Consider the following 21,563-nt stretch of genomic DNA (forward strand, 5'->3'; position numbering starts at 1 on the left):
TATACCTTCGCACCCTAAAATGCGCGGCACAGTTTTGAGGACGCAAGCAGTAGCCAAATCGAGCGCCTATCGGCATAATACCGTCGCGTCCTACTAGCTTACACAATAGCGAATATTTGAGTGTCACCGCAATTTCAAAAAACGCCATACATCTCTTACTATACTGAATTACCTATGAGTAAGACTGCCTATAATACTGTCGAAGCCCATTCGACAACCCGCTTCTCGGGCAGTGCCTTTCAGCAGAATTGATAACCTATGCCACGTAAGATTTTCAAACGCTGGATCCCAGATCCGGCCAAAATTAGGAAAGCGCCCGGCTTGAAATTTTTGGGGTCACTCCTGCACGACCCAAATCTATTTCATTTAAACCGGCACTCGGTATCAGTGGCGTTTTTCGTGGGTCTATTTGTTGCTTTTTTACCAACATTAGGGCAAGTCCCCATTGCCGCAGGTGGGGCATTGCTATTCCGCTGCAACTTGCCTATCTCCATTGCACTGGTATGGATCAGTAACCCTGTTACCTTTCCGGTTATCTACTACGCCACCTATAAGCTGGGTGCCCGAATTATGCAAATACAACCAAGACAGTTTCATATGGAAATGTCTTGGCAGTGGTTCGCTTCCGAATTCCAACACATATGGGAGCCACTAGTGTTAGGCAGTTTTATCGCCAGTATCTTTTTTGGCTGTCTGGGTTACGTGGTTATTCAGTGGACCTGGCGGTGGCATGTAATCCAGCGCTGGCAGGATAGAAAAAAACGAGCCCTAACCGAAGAAGAGTAAACCTTTATTCGTATCGCAACGCGTCGGCGGGCTGCACTCGACTGGCCTTCCACGCAGGATACAAAGCCGCGACAAAACACAGTGATAAAGCCGTTAAGCCCACTCGAACTAAATCGGCTAATCGGATTTCAGAAGGCAGATAAGTTAACGGGTAAACATCCGATTTTAAAAACTGTACCTGAAATAGCCTTTCAACAAACTGCACAAAATCTTCAATAAGTAATGCCATCAAACAACCAATCCCAATACCGAGCAAAGTGCCCAACAGCCCGATAACGCTTCCCTGTACGATAAACACCGATAAAATAGTTTTTGTAGACGCCCCCAGTGTGCGTAAAATCGCAATTTCACCTTGCTTATCTACCACTACCATTACCAGTGTGGACACCACATTAAATGCTGCAATACCGACAATTAGCGACATCAATAAACCCACTAGGTTTTTCGACATTTGAATAGCGTGATAGAGATTGCCTTGAGTTCGGGTCCAATTCGATCCATGGTAGCCCACCCCCAACTCCATCAGATTTTCGTAGACGATACTGGGGGCCGCAAACAAGTCATCGAGTTTCAACCGAATACCACTAACCTTGTCGCCCATGCCGGCCAAATTAGCTGCAGTACTTAAGCCCGTCAGTGCCAAAGTGTTGTCGAGTTCAGTGCGTGATTGAATAACAGCCACAACATCAAAATAACCCATCTTGGCCGCACTTCGGCTACCGGCTATTGCACTAATACCTGCATTCCCGGGTATCACCACCATTAGCTTGTCACCTGCCGATACCCCCAAAGAATTGGCAACGCCATAACCCAGTATCAGCGCCGAAGGCTCCGTTACAAGACGCTCAAGCGCTTGCTGTTGCACATACTGTGAAATAATGGACACTTTTTGCTCGTACTCTGGGTCTATACCATAAAGTACAATGGGCTCGGCCTTTTTGCGGAAACTCACCAGGCCCGGTAATTGTACAAACGGAGCGGCTTCGAGAATTCGAGCGTCTTGTTTTAACGTCGCCACCAATTCTGGCCAGTTATCGACCCCCTGGTAATGCTTAATAGACGCCTGCGGTACCAAACCCAATATGCGCTCTCGCAACTCTCGGTCAAAACCATTCATAACGGACAGTACAACAACGAGTAATGCCACCCCGACCACCAACCCAGTAATGGAAATCGCCGACAGAAAAGAGACCAACTGGCTGCGACGGCGAGCACCGGTGTAGCGCAAACCGATATAAAGGGGTAACGGTAATGTCATAGCAAACTCAATACGCCATCGTTTAACTGATATATGGTATCCATAGTTTTCGCAAACTGCTCATCGTGGGTCACCACAACAAAACTGGTTGCCAATTCATTACTTAACTCATCCATTAAAATTTGAATGGCTTTAGCATTGGTGGAATCGAGGTTACCCGTTGGCTCATCCATCAATACGCAAGCGGGTTCAGCAACCAAAGCACGGGCAATAGCCACTCGCTGGCGCTCCCCGCCCGATAATTCTGAGGGTTTATGTTCGAGCCGATCCTGCAGCCCAACCCGTTTAAGCATTAACTCAGCCGCCGATAGCGCATTTTTCTTGCCACTACCACCAATAAGTAAAGGCATAGCCACATTTTCAAGTGCGGTAAATTCAGGTAACAGATGATGAAATTGATAGACGAAACCAAGTGAGCTATTACGGATAGCGCCGCGCTGGTTGTCGCCTAGTTGCGAAAATGGTTTGCCAAGTAATTCAACATTGCCTTCGTCGGGTTTGTCCAAGCCGCCCAACACGTTCAACAGAGTACTTTTACCACTACCAGAAGAGCCAACAATGGCTATATGCGCAGCACGCTCTACGTTCAACTCAATTTTTTTCAACACCTCCACCAGCTGAGGGCCCTGACTATAATTTTTCACTACATCTTGGCAGCTGAGTACAATATTGCTCATCGTTTTCTTTTCCAAAACCTTTATATGTCGTACCGCAGTGCTTCTGCAGGTTCAATGGTCGATGCACGATACGCCGGGTAAATAGTGGCAAGAATACAAATAGTCGATGAAAGCCCACACACCAGTATCGTGTCTTCTAATTTCCAATAAGAGGGAAGATACGCAACAAAATAAACGCTGGGGTCAAACACCTGAATCCCGATAAGCGCCTCCACAACGGACATGATTTCAGGCAACCAGATTGCCGTCACCGTACCCAACACACACCCTAGTACAATACCGACAAAACCAAGACTTATACCTTGCACCATAAAAATACTGACAATATTCCAGCGCGACATGCCGAGTGTGCGCAGCACGGCAATATCGCTTCTTTTTTCAGCGACCATCATTACCAGGCTGGTAACAATGTTGAACGCCGCCACCGCGATAATGATACTCAACATTAAACCAATAACGGTTTTTTCCATTTTTACCGCTTGAAAAAGGCTCCCCTGCGTTTGACTCCAGTCTTTGCCAACAACCTTCTCGCCAAGCTTCTCGGCCAGCTCACTAACAGCCGTCGGCGCACGATAAATATCGTCAAATTTCAGGTGTAACCCATCCACCGCCTGCCCACGGCGAAAGAGTTTTTGCGCATCATTAATATGGATAAGAACTAAATACTGATCCACAGGGGCACCCACGGAAAAAATACCCACAAGTTTGAATCGCTTACTCCGAGGGAAGATACCCGCGGGCGTAACCGACACCTCTGGCAGTGTTAGTGAAACCTTATCTCCCACCCGTAGGCCAAGATGAGCGGCCAATAAATCGCCCATAACGATGCCGTATTGACCGGGTTGAATAAACGCCAATTCACCCGCAATCATGTGGTCGTGAACGGCAGAAATATTTTTTTCATATTTGGGGTTCACACCCTGTATCTGAATAGGTTTTACCACAGAGCCCGCTGCCAACAAGCCCTTACCTTCAATAAATGGCGCTGCAGCAATCAGGCCCTGCGTATCACCAATACGGGCGTACAGGCTTTTCCAGTCAATGAGTGGGCTATGTGTAGACAAATTCCCGTGGGGCACCACACGCAACAAGCGCTGCTTTAATTCTCGGTCAAAACCATTCATTACCGAGAGTACGACGATAAGGGCAAACACCCCCAAAGCCATACCCACCAATGCAAAAATGCTAACGAACGATATAAAACCGTTTCGCTGCTTTGCCCTGGTGTAGCGAAGCCCAATATGTAATGCAACTGAGTTTGATGACGTTTGAAACATGGCAGCGATTATTCAGTAGATACGGCTGTAGAACAAGTGAATAAACCGCTGGATTATTTACTTGTGAACATGTGTGGCCTACTATTTATGGCGTTAGCGTAACCGCTAAATAAGCTAGCTGCCTTATGCTATGGCCCCAGAAAAGTATCACCCCGGTACAATACTGAAGCTTCCCGGCATAAACTTGGACTATGATTAGAGAATCTATCGCCCCCCAGAAACCGACACAAGACGATCACAAAATGAGCAAAACTCCCAACCCTAGTCGAACGGAAGAGGTATCCGGGAGAGAAAAACGTGATTTTTTCCGGGTAAATCAGGATGTCATTTTTGATTATAAAATAATCGACGCCTTTACCGCCGAGAACGATAGCCCCGAAATTGAATTTGAAGACTCCGTAGCACTGGGATTGGTAAACGAACTTCGTCGTCTCGACCGTGACAGCGCTCAAACCCTGCGCTTGCTGACTGAAAAAAATCGACTGTTAGGTGACTACCTTCAAACCCTCAGCAGTAAAATTGACCTCATTGCCCGCCACACGCTCTTTGCACAAAATGACAATCATGGGGAAAGCCCCAAATCACGTATCAATTTGAGTGAGGATGGCATCGCATTTTTGGCCGAACGCACACTGTACAAAGGAAATTTCATCGCTTTGCGACTGATTTTTTTACCTAACTATGCTCCCGTGGTAATCTTTGCCAAAGTTATTCGCTGCGAAGCCAAGGGCGACAGCTACCAGATAGCCGCTCGCTTCCACCGACTAGCCGATAAAGACCGGCAAGAGCTTTCGCGCCAGATCCTCAAAACGCAGGTTAGCCAAAAAAAAGCTCTGCCAGCCGCCAGCGCTAACAAGCCGTCGGCAAATCCCAAGGCCAGCAAGTAACGCGAGACGTGTCATAGAAGGTAATAAAATGAAGTTTCACAATCAGCCAGTTCACTCCTCCTTTCGCAGTTTCGCTGCCCTCACAGCGAAAAGATATGCGCGCCATACAGCGATTTTCACCTTGTGTGCTCTATCGGCATCCGTTGTATCGGCCGAAACGGTTCAATTGCCGCCACTACAGCCGGCTGTAGCTGAAAACGGAAACAAGCCTTGGAGCGTGCCCGTTCCAAGCCGTGGGCAAAGTAAAACCCAGGTGGAATCAACCTACGGCTCGCCACAATCGAAAGAAGGCCCCTCTGGCACCCCTCCCATCTACTACTGGGAATACGCCGAATTCACCGTGTACTTCGAGTCTGACTACGTCATTCATGCCGTTCGGAAGTACAAACCTAAGTAATAGAGCGCACCAGCCGCTACCCTAGTTCTTGGTTTTCCTATTACTTACTAGGGATAACGCTCAAGCATCGCCATCATTTGCTTTATCGCCGGGGTGCGGTATTGGTCTGCCTCAAAAAACATCTCGTGGAAGGCGCCACCAATCACAACCGGCTTTCCACCTTCACACACCGATTCAGCTGTCGGCTTTTTCACTGCGCAAAATTCATCCTCCGCTCGATTGTGCACAACGGTATCCTCTCCGGCCTGCAATAACAGTATCGGCGTACGGATATTATCGGCCGCTCGCTTTAAATCTGGCTGTATGGCACACGCTTGGTTTACCCAGCCAAAGGTGGGAGCGCTTAGAGCAAGGGCGGGTTTGCTTTTGAACAACATCTGAGATGCTTGATAACGGTCACGTGAGTGCGTCACATTGTTATCAGCAAAGGCCTCATTGATGTTTTTATAATCGTTTCTTGGGGTTGAGCACTGATTACAAAACACGTTAACGAAACTGACAATGCCGCAAGCTGCCGGCAGACCCAAATTAGCTTCTAACATAGGGGCGCTAAGTATCGCAGCCTTGAACAGGTCAGGATTTTTCTCCAACGTTAATATGCCTACGGCTCCGCCCAAAGAATGCGCCACCATGTATAAGCCTTTACCTGCTTCAGGCATTACTACAGCCGCCAAAAATTGCTGCAAGTCTTCCACATAATCGCTGAAATTTACCACGTGCCCTTTAAGTGGATCCTCCAGTAATCTTTGCGACAAACCTTGACCACGATGATCCGCCGAATAAAGCGAATACCCACGCTGATAAAACGCGTATATCAAGGCTTGGTATTTTAGATAGGACTCCGTTCGCCCACCCACCAACACCACGACACCCTTGGGATTGGGGTGCACCACTTTCACATAAGCGATGGTAATTTCACCCTTACCCACAAAACGGCTGGTTTTTGCCTGCTGCTGCCAAAATTCCTCAAGGTCCTGTGCGATTTCCTCCGAACAAACGCTGCTCGCCAGCAAACTAACCACTGTAAAAATATAAGACCAACGTAAACTTTGTAGCGCTTTCATCATGACGTTGCCAAGCTCCATGTAATACAATACCGACTGATTTTGATGTTCCAACCACTGCCCATGTCTGAAACCTTGTCCAAACCTAATAAACCCTTAAAAGTCATCGTCGGTATGTCCGGCGGCGTAGACTCCTCTGTTTCTGCCCTTCTCTTGCAACAGCAAGGGTTTCAGGTAGAAGGCCTGTTTATGAAAAACTGGGATGAGGACGATGGCACAGAATACTGTACGGCGATGACCGATCTAATGGATGCCGCCGCAGTATCGCAGAAATTAGGCATTCATCTCCATACGGCTAATTTTGCGGGTCAGTACTGGGACAACGTGTTTGAACACTTTCTTGCAGAATACAAAGCCGGTCGTACACCAAACCCCGATATCCTCTGCAATCGAGAAATAAAATTTAAGGTGTTTCTCGATTATGCTGAATCTTTAGGTGCCGATTATATTGCAACGGGCCACTACACACGCACGCGTCAAAAAAATGGGCAAACACTACTGTGTAAAGGCCTAGACCCTAATAAAGATCAAAGCTATTTCCTCCATGCTGTCGGCGAAAAAGAGTTTGCTAAAACCCTATTCCCCATCGGGGAATTACTCAAACCCGCGGTAAGGCAGCTGGCCGAAGAGCACGATTTAGTCACCCACAACAAAAAAGACAGCACAGGTATTTGTTTTATTGGCGAGCGTCGATTCAAAGACTTTTTGGAGACTTACCTACCCGCACAACCAGGTAAAATAGTAACGCCCGATGGCGTCACTATTGGCAAGCATGAAGGGCTGATGTACTACACCATTGGCCAACGCCAAGGGCTTGGCATTGGCGGTGTTGCCGGAGCACCCGAAGCGCCTTGGTTTGTCGTCCAGAAAAAGCTCGATACCAACCAGCTCGTAGTCGTTCAGGGTACAAACCATCCGCTGCTTTTTGAATCGGGTCTGATTGCCCGCCAAGTGCACTGGATAAACAATACCCCACTCCCTTCCGGTAGCCGCTGCATGGCAAAAACCCGTTATCGCCAGCCAGACCAGGCCTGCACACTTAGAGAGGTTGAGGACGACAAAATCGTCGCCATATTTGACCAACCTCAGCGTGCCATCACCCCCGGCCAGAGTATCGTTTTGTATCAAGACGATGTTTGCCTCGGTGGCGCGGTGATTGAGGGTGCAGTCTGAGCCGCGCCAATTCACCCCACTTGTAAAATTAACAACTAAGGAACATACATTGGAGAAATCCTGGCAGAATATCGCTCTTGCCTTAGCCGGTGTGGTGCAGTGCGCCCATCAGGTAGAGGAGCTTGCCAAAACTGGTTATCTCAAAACGGCACAGTTTGAAACGGCGGTGAACAGCCTGCTAAACCAGAACCCCAATTCCACCGAGGAGGTGTTTGGTGGTGTTCCTGCACTGGCAGTAGGCCTGGAAGCGCTAGAGCAACTGTTACACAATCATCGCGACCCCAAACATGCCGATGCCATGCGCTATATATTGGGGATTATCCATCTGCAAAAACGCCTAGCTAAGCGTAAAGACCTGCTCCACACCATCGGCAACCGGCTTGAAAAAGCTCAACAGCAGGCAGAACATTTTGGTCCGGCTCACGACAATGTGGTGGGTAATATTGCCGATATCTACACAGACACCATCAGCACGTTCGCCTTTCGTATTCAAGTAACAGGAGAATACAGCTATCTCCAACAAAACCGGGTTGCCTCTCAAATTCGGGCACTGTTGCTGTCAGGTATTCGCGCCGCAACACTTTGGCGACAAGTTGGAGGTACGCGCTGGCACTTGTTGTTTTATCGATCTAAATTAGTGAATGCGGTTACTGAATTGAAGACACTGGCGCAGCAGCATTAACACCTGAATTTCGCTACAAATTCGGGTAAACTGCGCGCCTTTCACGATCATTCACACCATGTTCCGCTATTTCTACGCGGTTCAACTCGTACGAGAGACGCTCTAGCTTATGGAATTATCTGCACTTTCTGCCATTTCCCCCATCGACGGTCGCTACGCCGGTAAAACCGCCGATCTACGCCCCTATTTCAGCGAATACGGACTGATCCGCTGCCGGGTGGAGGTTGAAATTCGCTGGTTACAACGGCTAGCCGAACACGCCGAAATACCAGAAATCCAGAGCTTCAGTACTGAAACGCAAAACCTGCTGAACAGTATTGTTGATAATTTTTCTGAAGCCGACGCCCAAGCGATTAAAGATATAGAGCGCACCACCAACCACGACGTCAAAGCCGTTGAATACTTCATTAAAGACAAGTTCAAAGGCAACGACGAGCTGGAAGCGGTATCGGAGTTTGTTCATTTCGCCTGTACATCTGAAGATATAAACAACCTTTCCCACGGGTTGATGCTTAAATCTGGGCGCGAACACGTACTACTGCCAACAATGAAGCAAATCATAAATGCCGTAGCAGATCTCGCTATCCAGCACGCGGGCGTACCCATGCTGTCTCGCACACACGGGCAAACGGCCTCACCGACGACGGTAGGTAAAGAGCTTGCCAACGTTGCCGCGCGCTTGCAGCGCCAGGTTCAGCAAGTCGAGCAGGTTGAATTACTGGGTAAGATTAATGGCGCCGTTGGCAACTACAATGCCCATTTATCGGCGTACCCAGCGGTGGACTGGCAAGCCAACGCCAAGGTATTTGTAGAAAACCTTGGGCTTAGCTGGAACCCCTACACCACACAAATCGAACCCCACGATTACATCGCCGAATTATTCGATGCCATCGCTCGATTCAACACCATACTGCTAGATTTCGACCGTGATATCTGGGGCTATATTTCCCTTGGGTATTTCAAACAAAAGGCTATAGCCGGTGAAGTAGGCTCCTCGACTATGCCGCACAAAGTAAACCCCATTGACTTCGAAAATTCCGAAGGCAACCTGGGTATCGCCAATGCTATATTTGGGCACTTAGCGGCAAAATTGCCGGTCTCCCGCTGGCAGCGAGACCTAACCGACTCGACGGTACTGCGTAATATGGGCGTTGGCTTTGGCTACAGTCAAATTGCTTACGGATCTACACTTAAAGGCATCAGTAAGTTACACATTAACGAGCAAAACTTGGCAGCCGACCTCGATAACTGCTGGGAAGTACTGGCCGAACCTATTCAAACAGTCATGCGTCGTTACGCCATTGAAGGCGCCTACGAAAAACTCAAAGACCTAACGCGCGGCCAAGCCATCACTCAAGACGTTATCCAGGCATTTGTCGAAAAATTAGATATTCCAGCGCAAGCAAAGCAAGAACTCAGTGAGCTGACACCGTCCAGCTATATCGGCAATGCTATCGCCCAAGCCAAAGCCGTGAAGGATCTTATCCGATAACGATAAATCCTTCTGGCGACAGGAGGTCATTATGAACAGCGCAAAATCTCACCCCTTCTCCCGGCTTACACACTTAGGGGATATGCCAGTAGACACGTTTTTAAGTGAATACTGGCAGAAAAAACCACTACTGGTACGTAACGCATTCCCCAATTTTGTGTCGCCCGTATCCGCCGACGAGCTGGCAGGCTTTGCGCTGGAAGAAGACGTTGTCTCACGCTTAGTGGTACACGACAGGGAAGCTGGCCACTGGCAAGTGGAGCACGGCCCCCTAGCCGATAGTACCTTCTCCACATTACCCAAAGTCGATTGGACCCTACTGGTTCAGCACGCCGACCTACTAGACCCCGACATCAACCAGCTACTTGAAGCATTTCGCTTTATTCCCAGCTGGCGGCTAGACGACATTATGATTAGCTACGCTGCCGACGGCGGCGGCGTGGGCCCACATTTCGATTACTACGACGTATTCTTACTGCAAGCGCAAGGCAGTCGCAACTGGAAGCTTGGCCAAACCTGTAACACCGAAAGCCCACTGCTACCGGGGTTAGACATGAAAATACTGCGAGATTTCGAACAAACGCAGGAATGGCTGGTGAATCCAGGAGACCTGCTTTACATTCCACCCAATATCGCCCACTGGGGTGAAGCTAAAGGCAAAGATTGCATCACCTATTCGGTAGGATTTCGAGCACCAAGTTACAGCGACATATTGCTCGACTTTGCCGAGGAAATGGCGTCCCAAACCAATCAAGATATGCGCTACAGCGATGCAGCCCATAAGCAACAGCGACTGTTTGGCGAAATCACACCAGAAACCGTAGCCAAAGTCAGTCAGATATTACAAACCTTTGTCGGCAACCCAAGTTACGTAGCCAACTGGTTTGGGGAATACATGACACGCCCCAACCCCGGTGGAGACGAAGCCAGCCGAACCGAAACCTCAATGGCAGCACTCAACGCTCACCAGTGCCGACTAAACGCCTTTGCTCGGTGCGCCTATTATGAAACCAGTGACCACTGTATTGTTTTCATTAACGGTGAAAAATGGCATTGCTCAAAAGCACTTGCGGTATTACTGAGTAATTACGAACCGCTCAACCTCAAACAACTCAACACTAAAGAGCAGTATCTAGTAAGACACCTCGCCGAAGAAGGCTTACTGGAGCCTGCCGATGACTGAAGCCTCCTCAGCCATCGAATCCACTTCGGTAGCCGTTGTAAACTGGGATGAAGCTAAACCTATACTCAGCCACGTCAGGCGCACGGTATTTATTGAAGAACAGAGAGTTTCTGAAGCCGAAGAATGGGGCGAACGCGACGCAAGGGATGACACAACGCACTTTCTGCTAAAGACGGCAAACCACACTATTGGCGCCGCGAGAATGTTGGCCAATGGTCAAATAGGGCGAATGGCAATCCTTAAGGAGTACCGTGGTAAAGGCTACGGCCTGCGATTGCTGAAAGACATAATAGAGCGAACCCTGGCAACGCAGTACAAAACCGGCGACGCGTTGGATATTTTTCTTCACGCACAAACCCAGGCGATACCCTTCTACGAGAAAGGCGGATTTAAAGCCTCTGGCGAGCAATTTATAGACGCCGGTATTCCCCATAAAGCCATGGGCCTAGTCGTCGACCGCACATTCCTCGAAACACACTACGGCGATAGCGTTTTACGGCTTTCTAGCGCAGATGAATTTGGTCAACACCTCAGTCAAGCCGCCTCGAATGCCAGTCGAACCCTACAAATATTCTGTCGTCACCTCAACCCCACTCTTTGGGGAAGCCACTCTGTTGTAAACGCCATCTCTGCTCTGGCCCGAAGAAGTCGAAACTCCAAAGTACACATTCTGATTCAAGACAGCTCAGCCATCATTGGCACATCTCATCCACTGATAACGCTGACCCAACGCATGAACTCGAGAATGACAATTAGGGTATTAGACAAAGAGACAACAACCCAAGAGCACGCATACGCCATTACTGACCAGCGCCAATTACTGTTTTTCAATAACGAAGAGGATCTATCGGGTTTTATGAACTATTGCGCCCCTGGAGAATGTCGAACCTTAATGGATGAGTTCGAGCGAATGTGGCGTTATTCCAGCCATACGGATCCTAACCTCGCTCAAATTCATATCTGATTACAGCTCTACACCCAGCTGACTGCCCTCATAACGGATAGCGTATCTCTTTAGGCACTCCAACTGCTTGGCCAAAGGGCCATCAGCCCTGCCCGACTCCAAATTAAACTCGATACCGTGTGCGCGACAGCGAAGCCTGCCGCCCGGCAGGGCTGTACCGGTATCCAGAGGAACATCCATATGTGGGCACCGATTTTCGATAAGGTAGACTTTGCCCTCCAGCTGCATCAACAGTAAATTATGCCGATCAACCTTAAAAACTTTTTTATAGCCATCGTGTAATCGGCCAAGCTTTTCCAGGGGAACAAAAGCCATATATCCTTCCCTTGCCGTTAGCTGCTAGAGCGACAAATTTCTAACGCTAGCGTCAATAAAGGCCTGCTTTAGCTCGTCATAGGTGTGCACCGCGGGGAATTGAGGAAACTCATCAATAACGTTTTGAGGGGCACTAAACAAAATACCGGCATCGGCCTCCGCCAGCATAGTGGTGTCGTTATAGGAGTCTCCCGCAGCAATTGTGCGGTAGTAAATAGACTTGAATGCGCATATAGCCTGACGCTTCGGGTTGGCTTGGCGTAGGTTGTAATCGACAACTTTTCCAGTATCATCTACGGTTAACTTGTGGCACAACAGTGTTGGATACCCCAATTGCACCATAAGCGGGCCGGCGAACTCATAAAAGGTATCCGACAGAATCACTAACTGGAAGCGTTCACGGAGCCAATCCAAAAACTCAGCAGCTCCCGGAAGGGGGCTTAACGTTGCAATAACCTCCTGAATCTCGTTCAGGCCTAGGTTTGCTTTTTCGAGTTCCTTCAGACGCATTGTCATCAGCTCGTCATAGTCGGGAATATCTCGGGTAGTTGCCTTAAGGGCGTCAATGCCGGTTTTTTCGGCAAATGCAATCCAAATTTCCGGGATCAATACACCTTCAAGGTCAAGACAGGCAATTTCCACAATCAGCTCCTAAATCACTTCTTACTTAAGTTTACGGGGCGCAAATCTACAGAACTCACCCCGAAATACAAGGATTATAAGCATATTGTGTATCAATATTTTTAAACATATTAAGGCTCTGGTATTCTTCCGCGCTTTGCAACTAAAACAAACTGATCACACAATGAACGATACCCTGAATCTAGTCGATATTGACGCTAAACTGCAACAAGCCACGCCCCAGGAAATTCTTGAATACGCACTATCTCAACACGAGAATCTGGCAATTTCATTCAGTGGTGCCGAGGACGTAGTACTCATCGATATGGCCGCACGCATACGCCCTGGCGTCAGTATTTTTTGCCTAGACACAGGCCGTCTGCACGGCGAAACCTACCAATTCATTGAAAAAGTGCGTAAGCACTATGATATTAACCTAGAGTTACTGTTCCCCTCGGCCGACGCCGTACAGAAATTGGTAGGGCAAAAAGGTCTATTCAGCTTTTATGACGACAACCACAAAGAATGCTGTGGTGTTCGCAAAGTTGGCCCACTGCGCACCAAATTACTGCAACTGGATGCCTGGGTTACCGGACAGCGGAAAGATCAGAGCCCCGGAACACGCACATCGATACCCGTGATACAAAATGACAAGGTGTTCGCCCGCCCTGGCGAAACCCTGGTGAAATTCAACCCACTGGCGAACTGGTCATCAAATCAGGTTTGGCAGTACATTCGCGAGCACGGGGTTCCTTATAATCGTTTACATGATCAAGGTTATATATCCATTGGCTGTGAACCTTGCACACGCCCGGTGGGGCCTGGTCAGCACGAACGCGAAGGCCGCTGGTGGTGGGAAGAAGCCACTAAAAAAGAATGTGGCCTACACTCAAGTAACGTTAAGTAGGAGTTAATTCGTGGAAATTACATTTGTTAAAAAAATTCTCGCCGACGGCTCGCCCTGTAAGAAATGTGGGGATGTAGTGAATAAACTAGTAAGTTCAGGCCAGATGGATCAAATCAATCGAACCGTCATTGCCGACGAACGCGACCCTGAAAGTGAAGGCCTGCTGCTTGCAAAGCAGTACGATGTTGACCGTGCACCTTTTTTTGTTGTTGAGGAAGCAGGTAAAGAAACAGTCGTGTATACGGTGTATATGAAGTTTGTTAAAGACGTGCTGAATCAAAAAACAGAAGAAAGCGAAGAGTTAAAAGAAATTATGGAGAACAACGACGACCTCGATTTCATTTAAATCAACTTATTCCACGCAAATAAAAAGGCCGGCGCCCAAGGGACACCGGCCTTTTTTTAAACGGTTAATTAATACTGAGGTAAATCAACATGAGAGAAAAGCTCATCTAATTCAACCTTGGAGTGTCGATTAAAGGCTTCGCTTACCAGTTCTTTTGTCAGGTGCGGAGCAAACTCCTCGATAAACTCATACATAAAGCCGCGCAAGAAAGTACCGCGTCGGAAGCCTATCTTTGTAGTACTGGCACGGAACAAGTGGCTAGCATCCAAGGCAACCAAATCGCTATCTTCATCTGGCTGATAAGCCATTTTAGCCACAATACCAATACCAAGCCCCAAGCGAACATAGGTCTTTATTACGTCGGCATCAGCGGCAGTAAACACCACCCTTGGCGCCAAACCTCTCTCCATAAAGGCTTCATCCAGCTTGGAACGCCCCGTAAAACCAAACACGTAGGTTACGATGGGATGCTTGGCAACATCCTCCAAGGTTAACGTCGATACTTGGCATAAAGGATGGTTACGAGGAACCAGTATACAGCGATTCCAGTTGTAACAAGGCAGCATAATCAGGTCACTGAATAGCTCCAGAGCTTCCGTTGCAATAGCGAAATCTACTGAGCCATCCGCCGCCATTTCAGAGATCTGCATAGGGGTGCCCTGATGCATATGCAGCGAAACATCGGGGTACTTATCAATAAACTTGGAAATCACATTAGGCAAGGCGTAACGCGCCTGCGTATGAGTCGTTGCAATTGAAAGACTGCCTTTGCGCTCATTACTGAACTCTTGAGCAACCTGCTTAATACTCTCTACCTTGCGTAAAATTTCACCGGAGGTTCTAAGTATTGCCTCCCCTGCTGGCGTTATTCGCGTGAGATGCTTACCACTTCTAGAAAAGATCTCTACACCCAATTCATCTTCCAACAAGCGAATCTGCTTACTGATCCCTGGTTGCGATGTGTATAAGCTTTGAGCAGTAGCTGATACGTTAAGCTCATGATGAGCCACTTCCCAAATATACCGCAGTTGCTGCAGTTTCATATGCCCTCCAGTTGGCGGCAGACGCTGAACATGATTTTCATTTTTGGGGGTTTTATAGCCAAACTTGCCCAAAACGCTAATTCATTATAAAAATATAAGTAAATATTCTTTTGAAGAATAGTTATAAATACGTATATTTGCCACCCGTATTTGTAATTTAGCAGCCAGACTCACAATTTACCGCACAATATATGGATTTAGTTTTTTACATAGCCGCTGGTGCGGTGGTCGGATTAGCTGTGGGCATGACAGGTGTTGGCGGTGGATCATTAATGACGCCACTATTAATCCTCTGGGGAGTCCCGGAAAAGATTGCTATTGGCACCGACCTCCTCTATGCAGCCGCAACAAAAACCGGCGCCATGCACGCCCATCACCGTCAGGGAACCGTGCGCTGGAAGCTGGTCATTACGCTTGCAGCTGGCAGTATACCCGCCTCGCTTATCACCACATTGGTTCTTAGGTTTTTTGTTCCAAAGGAACTGGACTACACCCCCATACTCACCCACAGCCTGGGCTTCATGCTAATTGTGACGGCTATTGTTGTATTCTTTCGCGCACGCTTGCAAAAAGGCAACGTGTTAAGTGACACCGAGCGCGGCTGGTTTTTTCGCCACTCCACACCCATCACCTTTATAGCCGGTATTATACTAGGAATCTTGGTAACACTCTCTTCTGTTGGTGCTGGTGCTTTTTGTGCAGCCCTGCTTTTAACGCTCTACCCTCGACTCCCCGCACTACAAGTTGTTGGCACCGACATCGCCCACGCGGTACCGCTAACCCTCATTGCCGGGCTCGGTCATTTATGGATGGGCAATGTAGATTTTACGCTTCTCATCGGCTTACTCATTGGCTCAATTCCCGCCGTTCAGCTAGGCGCAAAGCTCTCTGCGCGAGTGCCCAACACCGTTCTACAGCCCATCCTTGCGTGCCTGCTACTTATTATAGGAATTAAATTTGCCTTCTTTCCTGGCGGACACTAACGCTATCCCGCCAGCAGCCTGAAACCTGAAGCCCTCACGGCGAAAGAAATACCGCTGTAACGGTAAGCTAAGCGCTCGGGTTATTGGCTATTCCATGGGGCACATGACCCGTCGCAACATGATTTTTTGCCGACTGACAGTGATATTGCTGATCATCGAAAAACACATCTGCACCATAAGCCTTCAAGAACTCGCCCTTACTCAACCCTCCGAGAAATAAAGATTCGTCGATGCGAATATTCCACGCTCGCAGTGTGCGTATTACCCGTTCGTGCGCCGGCGCAGAGCGCGCAGTAACCAGCGCGGTACGAATAGGGCAGTCACGCCCCTTAAATTCACTTTGCAAACTGTGTAATGCCGCCAAAAACGATTTGAATGGCCCACCACTTAATGGCGTTTTTGCGGATGCTTTTTCACTTTTTGCAAAGGCGTCCAAGCCCTCTAACTTGTACACTTTTTCAGCTTCGTCAGAAAACACCACCGCATCACCATCGAAGGCGAAACGAAGCTGCTCCGAACCAGATTCCGTATGAGAAGACGTTAATAAGGTAGCGGCGGCAACACCATGATCCAACGCGTGGCGTACATCCTGAGCATCCGTGGAAAGAAATAAGTGACCATTAAATGGTGCAATATAACGGTAAGGGCTTTCGCCGCCAGAAAAAGCCGCGCGCGTTATGCTTAAACCATAATGATTAATAGAGTTGAACACTCGCAAACCTGTGTCGGCACTGTTGCGCGACAACAATATGACTTCTACCCGCGCATCCCCTTCCAACTGCTCGTTAATGCGCAGAAACTTTTCCACCATAGGAAAAGCTTCTCCGGGCTCCAAAACAGTATCCTCATGGGCTATTTGATATTTGGAATAAGCCTCCAGCCCCTCCTCTTCGAATACTTTGTGGCTTTCACTCAAGTCAAACAAGGCTCTTGATGAAATGGCTATAACCAGCTTATCTCCTAACTGTGGACTCACATTTACTACCTCTGATCAGGCTCGAGCTGTTTTGGCGAAGAGAAGTACTCTCGCGTTAATTTTGCAATTACACCTGAAAGTAAAAGCAGTGCAATTAAATTGGGTATTGCCATCAAACCATTCAAAATATCGGCAATCAACCAAACCGTTTTTAAACTTACCCCCACACCAGCGCCTATCGCCAGAACCCACAAAACACGAAAAGGAAATACAACCCCTTTACCAAATAAAAACTCTACACAACGTTCACCGTAATAGCTCCACCCCAGAATGGTGGTGAAAGCAAATATCACCAGAGACACAGATACAACTTTATCGCCATGGGGGATCACACTACTAAATGCCGCCTGGGACATAGCCGCGCCCTGCCCTTCGCCCGTCCATACTCCAGTTACCACAATGGCTAAACCCGTGACAGAACAAATTATAATCGTATCAATAAAGGTTCCAAGCATCGCTACAGTACCCTGCCTAACAGGGCTATTGGTTGCCGCAGCGGCATGGGCAATAGGCGCACTGCCCAACCCAGCTTCGTTTGAGAAAACCCCACGTGCCACCCCCATACGGATAGCCAAAACAATCGCGGCACCCGCAAAACCACCTTGCGCAGCCACCGGAGAAAAAGCACTCTTAACAACCAATGCAATGGCCGCAGGAACGTCCGGTGCGTGGAATCCAAGCACGATCAAGCCCGCGATCAGGTAGGTTATTGCCATAAAAGGCACTAACGTTTTAGCCACTTCCGCAATACGCCTAACACCACCCAGTAACACTAGAGAAACCAATACAATCAGCGCTATCGCGGTCACTACCCGGGGAATATCGAACGCCGCCCCTAGGGCATCGGCAACGGAGTTAGCCTGCACCATATTGCCAATACCAAACCCAGCAAGACCGCCGAACACCGCAAACGCATAACCCAGCGGTAGCCACTTTTTACCGAGGCCATTTTTAATGTAATACATCGGCCCACCCACATATTCACCGGTTTCGTTTTTTTCACGGTAATGCACCGCGCAAACAGCTTCGCCGTACTTAGTTGCCATACCTAAGAGAGCACTGCACCACATCCAAAATAGAGCGCCCGGCCCACCTATTCCAATCGCGGTGGCAACACCGACTATATTGCCCGTACCAATGGTTGCCGAAAGCGACAACATGAGCGCGCTAAAAGGCGCTATAGAGCCATTCCCTTGGTTTTTCCTACCCGTCATCAACTGTTTGAAGGCGTAGGGGATTTTTCGAATTGAGATCGCGTTAATGCGGATAGTAAGCCAAAAGCCCACACCCATAATAAGCGAAAGCATTACCGGCCCCCATACGATACTGGAGATACTATTAAGTGTTTCTGTTACTGACATACCCGCCCCTTAGGTCAATCAAATCCAAATTCTTGCTTGTGTGGATACAAACCAAACACCCCACCAGTGTGAACAAAAACAATATCGTCCACCCCCTCAAACCGGCCCTGTTTAATTTCTTGTATAAGCCCGTGAAATGCCTTGCCGGTATAAACCGGGTCTAAAACCACCCCCTCTGTGGCAGCGAGCACTTTTATGCTTTCGAATAGGGCGGAATATCCCTTCGCATAGCCTGGGCCAATATAGGCTGCGATTGTTCTAACATCCAACTTCCCGATTAGCTGCTCTTCTGTTATATCGCTTAATCTATTACCCCACCTTGCCAGCCACAATTTAACGTCATGCACCACCTTGTTGTTAAAGTAGCTTTCACTGTCACACACCGCGACTCCGTATACCGGTATAGACGAACCCAACAACTGAAAACCGAGGGTTAAGCCAGCCTGGGTTCCACCAGACCCCGTAGCCGTAACCACCCCGCCAGGTGAAAGCTTGTGCCGGTCAAAATCCGCTTGTAACTCTTGTGCTGCCTGCAGATAGCCCCACAAGCCAACCTCATCACTAGCACCCATGGGGATACAATAAGCTTTTCGCCCGATGTTCTGATAATGCGCTTGCCAATACTGAAACAGTGAATTCAAGTTAGGCACGAACTCACTCGAGGGGTACATTGATATTTCGGCGTTCGCCAACCTATCCAGTAATAAATTTCCATCGACCGCAACCTCATCGTCTCCTCGCAATAACAAATGCACTTTCAACCCAAGCTGTGCCCCAGCCAATGCCGTTGCTCGACAGTGATTAGATTGCACTCCACCACAGGTAATAAGCGTATCGCAGCCTTGCTCAAGCGCGTCGGCAATTACAAACTCCAGTTTTCGCAGTTTATTACCGGAATTTGCGGAGCCAGTGCAGTCGTCTTGCTTTATCCAAATGCGTGGCCCACCGAGTATTTCAGAAATACGATCTAGCGGTCGAAAAGGTGTAGGAAGGTTGGCAAGGGAAATGCGGGGGGGCTGATATGAAAGCATGCAATAAAGGTACAGCGAAAGCTAGGGAACGTAAAGCGTGGGAAGCGGGTTCCGGGTAGAGGATATTAACCACTCATTACCCGGAAACACCTACTAAAATAACACCGACTAAAGTGCTAGTAGCCGTTAGATATTACAGCGCCTTGATAGTGCCCTTGGGCAAAACCGCATGCACAGCAACCTTTTGGAATTTTAGATCTACGTTGTTGGTTGCATTGATGGTGACATAAGCCTCATCAACTTCGACGATTTTACCCAACATACCGCTGGTGAGAACCACTTCGTCACCCTTGCTCAAGCTATCCACCAAAGACTGGTGATCTTTTGTTCGCTTGCGCTGCGGACGAATGATCACAAAATACATAAATAGAAACAGGCCGCCAAGCAGAACAAAGTTCAAATATCCAGCATTTGGTGCTGCCGCTACGCCATCCGCCTGAGCCATTGCTTCGGCAATAAAAAATCCCATGGTTATAAACCCCTGTTTAACAAGATAAGTTCCACCAAAACACTAAAGGAAATCCATCATGAATGGCGGTCGAATTAAGGCGGGTAACTCTACAAGATGTAGGGCAACTGTCAAGTGCAGTCAGCAGGAAGGGTGATACAAAATTAAAAAACACGCCCTCACCGCAAGGCAGCGAGGGTTATGCTGGATGGCGCGTAGAATGCCCACCCGCAGGCAGACAGCACTATTTCTTACACGTAATCGCGGAACAGCTTTCTAAAAGTGCTGGGCGATAAACCTGTCCAGCGCTTAAACGCATTAGTAAAACTGGTTCGATCAGAAAAATCCAAAGAAGCAGAAATACTGTCTATGCTCAAATGCTGCTTAATTAGGTAGTCTATCGAGTAGTGGAATCGTACCTGATCCCGTAAATCTGCAAAACTGACATCTTGCTGCTGCAGCCTGCGCTGAAGCGTGCGCTTGGAGAGATTTAGCTCTTCGGCAATATGGCCAATACTAAGAGGAGCCCGCCCGATTCTGCGCTCTAATACTTCAACAACCCGTGCAGGAACACCAAATACTTCAGGAAGTCGAGCTTGCTCAAGATACTCATCAAGCGTTTTTACAGAACCTAAAGCAAACATGGCCTGGTCAGTCAGTTTACGTTGAGCTTGTGCTAATTGTTGGTCGGTCATAAAGGCCACTCCTTCTGCCAATAGCTCTAGAAAAGCTGCGTCTTCGGAACTGTAACCGCCGCTGGCGAGAGTTCCTGCATCCAAGCTCTGCGCTTTTAAGAAGCACAGTACCGCACGCTTGGCATGTGTAGAATTAACTACAGTGCCCAAGTACGCACCTACTTGGGTATTATTATACGCCATAGAGTTTGAATGCACACGTTGATCGGGTAATTTAGAGCACATATATGTCTCATTTTTTGTTATTACCTGCTCGCAATATGTGCCATCTAGCGATAAGTGCTGCCCCACAAAAAACTTTTCGTCATTCCCAAAACACGAAACAACTTCATATACCTGAGCTGATACCGGGCGTGTAACAAGTGCAATATCTGCATCGAAGCGTTTCAGCCCCGCCTGCAAAAAGAGCCTTATAGCCTGATTGCACGACTCGGCTGCATGGCTGGTTGTAAGCACCCTATATAAGTAGCTTACCCCATCCAGAGAGTTGTCCATATTATAAAATTGAAGATCAGGCGGAGCTCCAGGCAGAGACTGCTGAAAGGTACTACTGGATAAAAGTTTCAAACTACACACCTTGTTATTTAAAAATAGTTTTTATATATTCGTATGTTATTAAGGCTTCCGTTTTACCCGACGATCTTCCCTTTTAAACAATCCTAAACAGCCATCACTCCACTAGGGTAATTTTGCATACGCAATTTACGGACCACAAAAGGTCCGAAAAGAAGACGATATGGCGGCAAGCTCCCGTTAACTTCTTACTTGTATAAAATATTGGGAATACACTTAACACGCCAGATCAGAATGCGCCACACAGTTGTTTTGGGTGTCATTAATTTCTAATCGTACCCAAGTCTACATTAGTTAGCATGATAATTGTTTTAATGTCTTAGAAAACAAAGGGAAAAACTTGCATACCCTACTGCTTTTTAACGAATTTCCGCCAACCAAACCAACACCTAAGCATGACATTTAATGCGCCAATCTTAACTTT

Annotated in this window: 23 protein-coding genes; 11 read left to right on the forward strand and 12 right to left on the reverse strand. The window is 48.0% G+C overall.

All coding sequences use genetic code 11. From position 1 onward, the window contains the following. Positions 1–258: 258 nt before the first annotated feature. A complete protein-coding gene (locus tag H5336_RS01145; RefSeq protein ID WP_185230590.1) occupies positions 259–786 on the forward strand; it encodes a DUF2062 domain-containing protein in 528 nt (175 codons plus the stop codon). 4 nt (positions 787–790) lie between these two features. Here H5336_RS01145 and H5336_RS01150 read toward each other — a convergent pair whose 3' ends face one another. From H5336_RS01150 to H5336_RS01160, 3 genes are read right to left on the reverse strand one after another with little or no spacing between them, the layout of a single operon-like run. Further along, positions 791–2,044 carry a lipoprotein-releasing ABC transporter permease subunit gene (locus tag H5336_RS01150; protein ID WP_185230592.1) on the reverse strand — a complete coding sequence of 418 codons (1,254 nt, stop codon included), beginning with the start codon at positions 2,042–2,044 and terminating at the stop codon, positions 791–793. Further along, positions 2,041–2,721: a lipoprotein-releasing ABC transporter ATP-binding protein LolD gene (gene lolD, locus H5336_RS01155; protein WP_185230594.1), complete on the reverse strand. Its 681-nt coding sequence runs from the start codon at positions 2,719–2,721 to the stop codon at positions 2,041–2,043. The genes H5336_RS01150 and lolD overlap by 4 nt, the downstream gene beginning before the upstream one ends. Positions 2,722–2,741: 20 nt before the next feature. Beyond that, positions 2,742–3,998, reverse strand: a complete 1,257-nt coding sequence (locus H5336_RS01160) for a lipoprotein-releasing ABC transporter permease subunit (RefSeq protein WP_185230596.1) — start codon at positions 3,996–3,998, stop codon at positions 2,742–2,744. 242 nt (positions 3,999–4,240) lie between these two features. Here H5336_RS01160 and H5336_RS01165 point away from each other — a divergent pair, with 242 nt between their 5' ends. Both H5336_RS01165 and H5336_RS01170 read left to right on the forward strand, forming a co-directional pair. Beyond that, the gene (locus tag H5336_RS01165) at positions 4,241–4,885 is read left to right on the forward strand and encodes a PilZ domain-containing protein (RefSeq protein ID WP_185230606.1); all 645 of its coding nucleotides are present in this window, start codon (positions 4,241–4,243) and stop codon (positions 4,883–4,885) included. Between the two features lie 28 nt (positions 4,886–4,913). Then, positions 4,914–5,282 (forward strand): hypothetical protein, encoded by a 369-nt coding sequence (locus H5336_RS01170; protein WP_246438991.1) that lies wholly within the window; start codon positions 4,914–4,916, stop codon positions 5,280–5,282. Positions 5,283–5,329: 47 nt separating this feature from the next. Here H5336_RS01170 and H5336_RS01175 read toward each other — a convergent pair whose 3' ends face one another. Next, entirely contained in the window at positions 5,330–6,349 is a 1,020-nt protein-coding gene (locus H5336_RS01175; protein ID WP_185230608.1) for an alpha/beta fold hydrolase, read from the reverse strand. Between the two features lie 60 nt (positions 6,350–6,409). Here H5336_RS01175 and mnmA point away from each other — a divergent pair, with 60 nt between their 5' ends. The 5 genes from mnmA to H5336_RS01200 all read left to right on the forward strand — a co-directional run bounded on the left by mnmA (position 6,410) and on the right by H5336_RS01200 (position 11,840). Next, complete coding sequence (mnmA, locus tag H5336_RS01180; protein ID WP_185230610.1) at positions 6,410–7,519, forward strand: tRNA 2-thiouridine(34) synthase MnmA; 1,110 nt, start codon at positions 6,410–6,412, stop codon at positions 7,517–7,519. Between the two features lie 49 nt (positions 7,520–7,568). Further along, a complete protein-coding gene (hflD, locus tag H5336_RS01185; protein WP_185230612.1) occupies positions 7,569–8,201 on the forward strand; it encodes a high frequency lysogenization protein HflD in 633 nt (210 codons plus the stop codon). Positions 8,202–8,310: 109 nt separating this feature from the next. Continuing rightward, positions 8,311–9,693 carry an adenylosuccinate lyase gene (gene purB, locus H5336_RS01190; protein ID WP_185230614.1) on the forward strand — a complete coding sequence of 461 codons (1,383 nt, stop codon included), beginning with the start codon at positions 8,311–8,313 and terminating at the stop codon, positions 9,691–9,693. 31 nt (positions 9,694–9,724) lie between these two features. Further along, a complete protein-coding gene (locus tag H5336_RS01195; RefSeq protein ID WP_185230616.1) occupies positions 9,725–10,876 on the forward strand; it encodes a cupin domain-containing protein in 1,152 nt (383 codons plus the stop codon). Continuing rightward, positions 10,869–11,840, forward strand: coding sequence for a GNAT family N-acetyltransferase (locus H5336_RS01200; RefSeq protein ID WP_185230618.1), 972 nt, complete (start codon positions 10,869–10,871; stop codon positions 11,838–11,840). Before H5336_RS01195 ends, H5336_RS01200 begins: the two co-directional genes overlap by 8 nt. On the opposite strand, the gene H5336_RS01205 is transcribed toward H5336_RS01200, so the two are convergent. Further along, a complete protein-coding gene (locus H5336_RS01205; protein WP_185230628.1) occupies positions 11,841–12,155 on the reverse strand; it encodes a Rieske (2Fe-2S) protein in 315 nt (104 codons plus the stop codon). 24 nt (positions 12,156–12,179) lie between these two features. Next, positions 12,180–12,797 carry a bifunctional phosphoserine phosphatase/homoserine phosphotransferase ThrH gene (gene thrH, locus H5336_RS01210; protein ID WP_185230630.1) on the reverse strand — a complete coding sequence of 206 codons (618 nt, stop codon included), beginning with the start codon at positions 12,795–12,797 and terminating at the stop codon, positions 12,180–12,182. A 163-nt stretch (positions 12,798–12,960) separates the two neighbouring features. Between thrH and H5336_RS01215 the strand changes: the two genes are divergently transcribed. Both H5336_RS01215 and H5336_RS01220 read left to right on the forward strand, forming a co-directional pair. Further along, entirely contained in the window at positions 12,961–13,683 is a 723-nt protein-coding gene (locus tag H5336_RS01215) for a phosphoadenylyl-sulfate reductase (protein WP_185230632.1), read from the forward strand. Positions 13,684–13,693: 10 nt separating this feature from the next. Then, a complete protein-coding gene (locus tag H5336_RS01220) occupies positions 13,694–14,029 on the forward strand; it encodes a hypothetical protein (protein ID WP_185230634.1) in 336 nt (111 codons plus the stop codon). 68 nt (positions 14,030–14,097) lie between these two features. Here the strand turns inward: H5336_RS01220 and cysB are convergent, their stop codons facing one another. Next, on the reverse strand, positions 14,098–15,072 hold the full coding sequence (gene cysB, locus H5336_RS01225; RefSeq protein WP_185230644.1) for an HTH-type transcriptional regulator CysB: 975 nt from the start codon (positions 15,070–15,072) through the stop codon (positions 14,098–14,100). A gap of 191 nt (positions 15,073–15,263) precedes the next feature. Here cysB and H5336_RS01230 point away from each other — a divergent pair, with 191 nt between their 5' ends. Continuing rightward, positions 15,264–16,055, forward strand: coding sequence for a sulfite exporter TauE/SafE family protein (locus tag H5336_RS01230; protein WP_185230646.1), 792 nt, complete (start codon positions 15,264–15,266; stop codon positions 16,053–16,055). A 67-nt stretch (positions 16,056–16,122) separates the two neighbouring features. On the opposite strand, the gene H5336_RS01235 is transcribed toward H5336_RS01230, so the two are convergent. The 5 genes from H5336_RS01235 to H5336_RS01255 all read right to left on the reverse strand — a co-directional run bounded on the left by H5336_RS01235 (position 16,123) and on the right by H5336_RS01255 (position 21,133). Next, positions 16,123–17,031 (reverse strand): 5'-nucleotidase, encoded by a 909-nt coding sequence (locus H5336_RS01235; RefSeq protein ID WP_185230648.1) that lies wholly within the window; start codon positions 17,029–17,031, stop codon positions 16,123–16,125. A gap of 5 nt (positions 17,032–17,036) precedes the next feature. Next, positions 17,037–18,392 carry an alanine/glycine:cation symporter family protein gene (locus tag H5336_RS01240; RefSeq protein WP_185230650.1) on the reverse strand — a complete coding sequence of 452 codons (1,356 nt, stop codon included), beginning with the start codon at positions 18,390–18,392 and terminating at the stop codon, positions 17,037–17,039. Between the two features lie 14 nt (positions 18,393–18,406). Continuing rightward, positions 18,407–19,423: a D-cysteine desulfhydrase family protein gene (locus H5336_RS01245; RefSeq protein ID WP_185230652.1), complete on the reverse strand. Its 1,017-nt coding sequence runs from the start codon at positions 19,421–19,423 to the stop codon at positions 18,407–18,409. Between the two features lie 133 nt (positions 19,424–19,556). Further along, positions 19,557–19,892, reverse strand: coding sequence for a preprotein translocase subunit YajC (gene yajC / locus H5336_RS01250; RefSeq protein ID WP_185230654.1), 336 nt, complete (start codon positions 19,890–19,892; stop codon positions 19,557–19,559). A gap of 230 nt (positions 19,893–20,122) precedes the next feature. Further along, positions 20,123–21,133: a helix-turn-helix domain-containing protein gene (locus H5336_RS01255; protein WP_246438992.1), complete on the reverse strand. Its 1,011-nt coding sequence runs from the start codon at positions 21,131–21,133 to the stop codon at positions 20,123–20,125. Positions 21,134–21,563: the final 430 nt, after the last annotated feature.

Origin of the sequence: Teredinibacter franksiae, assembly GCF_014218805.1 — a bacterium.
Classification (GTDB): domain Bacteria; phylum Pseudomonadota; class Gammaproteobacteria; order Pseudomonadales; family Cellvibrionaceae; genus Teredinibacter; species Teredinibacter franksiae.